Annotated in this window: 8 protein-coding genes; all 8 read left to right on the top strand. The window is 69.2% G+C overall.

Translation table 11 applies throughout. The features are described 5' to 3' along the window. On the top strand, positions 1 to 938 hold a 938-nt coding region (sufD, locus tag GTW67_RS34950), incomplete at its 5' end, for a Fe-S cluster assembly protein SufD (protein ID WP_161168737.1). Further along, the gene (locus tag GTW67_RS34945; RefSeq protein ID WP_052841896.1) at positions 935 to 1,252 is read left to right on the top strand and encodes a non-heme iron oxygenase ferredoxin subunit; all 318 of its coding nucleotides are present in this window, start codon (positions 935 to 937) and stop codon (positions 1,250 to 1,252) included. The genes sufD and GTW67_RS34945, both read left to right, overlap by 4 nt. Positions 1,253 to 1,259: 7 nt before the next feature. After that, positions 1,260 to 2,024, top strand: a complete 765-nt coding sequence (sufC, locus tag GTW67_RS34940) for a Fe-S cluster assembly ATPase SufC (RefSeq protein WP_161168736.1) — start codon at positions 1,260 to 1,262, stop codon at positions 2,022 to 2,024. Continuing rightward, complete coding sequence (locus GTW67_RS34935) at positions 2,021 to 3,277, top strand: SufS family cysteine desulfurase (RefSeq protein WP_161168735.1); 1,257 nt, start codon at positions 2,021 to 2,023, stop codon at positions 3,275 to 3,277. Before sufC ends, GTW67_RS34935 begins: the two co-directional genes overlap by 4 nt. Positions 3,278 to 3,294: 17 nt before the next feature. Further along, entirely contained in the window at positions 3,295 to 3,765 is a 471-nt protein-coding gene (gene sufU / locus GTW67_RS34930; RefSeq protein WP_161168734.1) for a Fe-S cluster assembly sulfur transfer protein SufU, read from the top strand. Then, positions 3,762 to 4,094 carry a metal-sulfur cluster assembly factor gene (locus GTW67_RS34925; RefSeq protein WP_161168733.1) on the top strand — a complete coding sequence of 111 codons (333 nt, stop codon included), beginning with the start codon at positions 3,762 to 3,764 and terminating at the stop codon, positions 4,092 to 4,094. Before sufU ends, GTW67_RS34925 begins: the two co-directional genes overlap by 4 nt. 97 nt (positions 4,095 to 4,191) lie before the next feature. Continuing rightward, positions 4,192 to 4,512 (top strand): DMT family transporter, encoded by a 321-nt coding sequence (locus GTW67_RS34920; RefSeq protein ID WP_161168732.1) that lies wholly within the window; start codon positions 4,192 to 4,194, stop codon positions 4,510 to 4,512. Then, a partial coding sequence (locus GTW67_RS34915) for a TetR/AcrR family transcriptional regulator (protein ID WP_161168731.1) occupies positions 4,512 to 5,004 on the top strand: 493 nt, incomplete at its 3' end. The genes GTW67_RS34920 and GTW67_RS34915, both read left to right, overlap by 1 nt.

The raw sequence follows: 5,004 nt of genomic DNA, 5'->3' as shown, positions 1-5,004 counted from the left end.
TCGTCGTGGAGACCGTCGGCCGCGACGACGCGCGCATCGGCCGGGCCGGGACCCCCGTGGACCGCGTCGCCGCCCAGGCCTACTCGGCGTTCGAGAAGGCCGGTGTGATCACCGTCCCCAAGGAGACGGTCCTCACCGAGCCGATCCGCATCGCCGTGCACGGCCAGGGCGGCACCGCCTACGCCCACCAGGTCGTCGAGCTGGGCGCCTTCGCCGAGGCCGTGGTCGTCATCGACCACACCGGCGACGCCGTCCTCGCCGCCAACGTCGACTACGTCCTGGGCGACGGCGCCAAGCTGACCGTCGTCTCCGTCCAGGACTGGGACGACAAGGCCGTCCACGTCGGCCAGCACAACGCGCTGGTCGGCCGCGACGCCACCTTCAAGTCCTTCGTCGTCACCTTCGGCGGCGACCTGGTCCGCCTCCACCCGCGCGTGGCCTACGCGGGCCCCGGCGGCGAGGCCGAGCTGTTCGGCCTGTACTTCACCGACGCCGGCCAGCACCAGGAGCACCGCCTCCTGGTCGACCACAACGTCCCGCACTGCAAGTCGAACGTCGTCTACAAGGGCGCGCTCCAGGGCGACGACGCGCACGCCGTGTGGATCGGCGACGTGCTCATCGAGGCCGCCGCCGAGGGCACCGACACCTACGAGATGAACCGCAACCTCGTCCTCACGGACGGCGCGCGGGTCGACTCCGTGCCGAACCTGGAGATCGAGACCGGCGAGATCGTCGGCGCCGGCCACGCCTCCGCCACCGGCCGCTTCGACGACGAGCAGCTCTTCTACCTGATGGCCCGCGGCATCCCCGAGCTGGACGCCCGCCGCCTGGTGGTCCACGGCTTCTTCGCCGAACTGGTCCAGCAGATCGGTGTCCCGGACATCGAGGAGCGCCTCCTCACCAAGATCGCGGAGGAGCTGGAGGCGTCGGTCGCATGACCTTCGTACGCGTCTGTGGGGCGGACGAGCTGGAGGAGGACACCCCGAAGCGGGTGGAACTCGACGGCACGCCGATCTCCGTCGTGCGCACGGAGGGCGAGGTGTTCGCGATCAACGACATCTGCTCGCACGCGAACGTCTCCCTCTCCGAGGGCGAGGTCGACGACTGCCACATCGAGTGCTGGCTGCACGGCTCGCGCTTCGACCTCCGCTCCGGCAAGCCCGACAGTCTTCCGGCGACGCGCCCCGTCCCCGTATACCCCGTAAAGATCGAAGGGGACGACGTGCTCGTCTCCCTCACCCAGGAGTCCTGAGGCACCCATGGCAACGCTTGAAATCCGAGACCTGCACGTCACCGTCGAGGCCGACAACGCCACGAAGGAGATCCTCAAGGGCGTCGACCTCACCGTGAAGCAGGGCGAGACGCACGCCATCATGGGCCCCAACGGCTCCGGCAAGTCGACCCTCGCCTACTCGCTCGCGGGTCACCCCAAGTACACGATCACCGGCGGCACCGTCACCCTCGACGGCGAGGACGTCCTGGAGATGTCCGTCGACGAGCGCGCCCGCGCCGGCCTCTTCCTCGCCATGCAGTACCCGGTCGAGGTCCCCGGCGTCTCCGTCTCCAACTTCCTGCGCACCTCCGCCACCGCCGTCCGCGGCGAGGCCCCCAAGCTGCGCCACTGGGTGAAGGAGGTCAAGGAGGCCATGGAGCGCCTCAACATGGACCCCTCCTTCGCCGAGCGCAACGTGAACGAGGGCTTCTCCGGCGGTGAGAAGAAGCGCCACGAGATCCTTCAGCTGGAGCTGCTCAAGCCGAAGATCGCCGTCCTCGACGAGACCGACTCCGGCCTGGACGTCGACGCCCTGCGCGTCGTCTCCGAGGGCGTCAACCGCGTGCGCGAGACCGGCGAGGTCGGCACCCTGCTGATCACCCACTACACGCGCATCCTGCGCTACATCAAGCCCGACCACGTCCACGTCTTCGCCAACGGCCGCATCGCCGAGTCCGGCGGCGCCGAGCTGGCCGACAAGCTGGAGGCCGAGGGCTACGAGGCATACACGAAGGGCGGCGCATCCGAGTGACACAGCTGCCGGGCCTCCTCGACACCGAGGCGATCCGCAAGGACTTCCCGATCCTGGACCGCGTGATCCACGACGGCAAGAAGCTCGTCTACCTCGACAACGCCGCGACCTCGCAGACCCCGCGCCAGGTCATCGACGTGCTTGACGAGTACTACGAGCAGCACAACGCCAACGTCCACCGTGGCGTGCACGTCCTCGCCGAGGAGGCCACGGCGCTGTACGAGGGCGCGCGTGACAAGGTCGCGGAGTTCATCAACGCGCCCTCGCGCAACGAGGTGATCTTCACCAAGAACGCCTCGGAGTCCCTCAACCTCGTGGCCAACATGCTCGGCTGGGCCGACGAGCCCTACCGGGTCGACCACGAGACCGAGATCGTCATCACGGAGATGGAGCACCACTCCAACATCGTGCCGTGGCAGCTGCTCGCGCAGCGCACCGGCGCGAAGCTCCGCTGGTTCGGCCTCACGGACGACGGCCGCCTCGACCTCTCGAACATCGACGAGGTCATCACGGAGAAGACGAAGATCGTCTCCTTCGTGCTGGTGTCCAACATCCTGGGCACCCAGAACCCGGTCGAGGCGATCGTGCGCCGCGCCCAGGAGGTCGGCGCGCTCGTCTGCGTCGACGCCTCCCAGGCCGCGCCGCACATGCCGCTGGACGTGCAGGCCCTCCAGGCCGACTTCGTGGCCTTCACCGGCCACAAGATGTGCGGCCCGACGGGCATCGGCGTCCTGTGGGGCCGCCAGGAGCTCCTTGAGGACCTGCCCCCGTTCCTCGGCGGCGGCGAGATGATCGAGACCGTCTCGATGCACTCCTCCACCTATGCCCCGGCCCCGCACAAGTTCGAGGCGGGCACGCCCCCCATCGCGGGCGCGGTCGGCCTGGGCGCGGCGATCGACTACCTCAACTCGATCGGCATGGACAAGATCCTCGCCCACGAGCACGCGCTGACGGAGTACGCGGTGGGGCGCCTGCTGGAGGTCCCCGACCTGCGCATCATCGGCCCCACCACGGCCGAGGAGCGCGGCGCCGCGATCTCCTTCACACTGGGCGACATCCACCCGCACGACGTGGGCCAGGTCCTCGACGAGCAGGGCATCGCGGTCCGGGTCGGCCACCACTGCGCCCGCCCCGTCTGCCTGCGCTACGGAATTCCTGCGACCACGCGAGCGTCGTTCTATCTGTACTCCACGCCGGCCGAGATCGACGCGCTGGTCGACGGCCTGGAGCACGTACGGAACTTCTTCGGCTGACGGGACGAGCGAAGAGCATGAAGCTGGACTCCATGTACCAGGAAGTCATCCTGGACCACTACAAGAACCCGCACGGGCGGGGCTTGCGGGATGGCGACGCCGAGGTCCACCACGTCAACCCCACCTGCGGCGACGAGATCACGCTGCGCGTGAAGTACGACGGCACGACGATCAGCGACGTGTCGTACGAGGGCCAGGGCTGCTCGATCAGCCAGGCCTCCGCCTCCGTACTGAACGACCTGCTCGTCGGCAAGGACCTCGCCCAGGCGCAGAAGATCCAGGAGACCTTCCTGGAGCTGATGCAGTCCAAGGGCAAGCTCGAGCCCGACGAGGCCATGGAGGAGGTCCTGGAGGACGCGGTCGCGTTCGCCGGGGTCTCGAAGTACCCGGCCCGGGTCAAGTGCGCCCTGCTGAGCTGGATGGCCTGGAAGGACGCGACCGCCCAGGCACTGGACGGAGCCGACGCCGAGAAGGAGACGACGGCATGAGCGAGACCGTGGAGATGAAGCCGGCCTCGGAGGAGGAGCTCCGCGAGGCCCTGATGGACGTCGTCGACCCCGAGCTGGGCATCGACGTCGTCAACCTGGGCCTGATCTACGGCATCCACGTCGACGACGCGAACATCGCGACGATCGACATGACCCTGACGTCGGCGGCCTGCCCGCTGACGGACGTGATCGAGGACCAGGCCAAGTCCGCCACGGACGGCCTCGTCAACGAGCTGCGCATCAACTGGGTCTGGATGCCGCCGTGGGGCCCGGACAAGATCACGGACGACGGGCGCGAGCAGTTGCGGGCGCTCGGGTTCAACGTCTGAGACAGGTCTGAGACAGGCTGCGTGCGAGAACGGCGGTGCCCACCGGGTACCGCCGTTCTGCTGTCTGGGGCGGGCCGCGTTATGTACGCTCGTACACATGGGATATCTGCTCCTGGCCGGAGCCATCGCCGCAGAGGTCGCCGGGACCACCGCCATGAAGTACAGCGAGGGCTTCAGCCGCCTGGTCCCCTCCGTCCTGACGGCCCTGGGCTACCTGATCTCCTTCGCGCTGCTCGCCCAGACCTTGAAGACCCTCTCCGTCGGCACGGCGTACGCCATCTGGGCCGGCGTGGGCACCGCGGCCATCGCGACGATCGGAGTGGCGTTCATGGGGGAGGGGATGACGCTCACCAAGGCGGCGGGCATCGCGCTGATCATCGTCGGCGTGGTGGTGCTGAACCTGGGCGGCGCGCACTGATGGCCGTCCGGCGGTACGACCCCGAGCGACGTCAGCGCATCATCGACGCGGCGATCCGGGTCGTCGGGGCGAAGGGCATCGCGGGACTCAGCCACCGCACGGCCGCCGCGGAGGCGGACGTGCCGCTCGGCTCCACGACGTACCACTTCGCGACCCTGGACGACCTCCTGGTCGCGGCCCTGCGCCAGGCCAACGAGGGCTTCGCGAAGGTCCTGGCCGCCCACCCGGCCCTCTCGGACCCGACGGCCGACCTGGCCGACGCGCTCGCGCGGGTCCTCGGGGAGTGGCTCGGCGGGGAGGGTGTGGAGCTGGAGTACGAGCTGTACCTCGCCGCCCTGCGTCGTCCCGCCCTGCGCCCGGTCGCCGCGGAGTGGGCGGAGGACGTGGGCGCCCTGCTCGCCGCCCGCACGGACGCGGTGACGGCGCGGGCGCTGGTGGCTCTGATGGACGGGATCTGCCTTCAGGTGCTGTTGACGGGGGCGGCGTATGACA

This window comes from Streptomyces sp. SID5910, from assembly GCF_009862125.1.
In the GTDB taxonomy this organism is placed as follows: Bacteria; Actinomycetota; Actinomycetes; order Streptomycetales; family Streptomycetaceae; genus Streptomyces.
The sequence above is the reverse complement of the archived record's forward strand: the minus strand, read 5'-3'. Positions and strand labels throughout refer to the sequence as shown.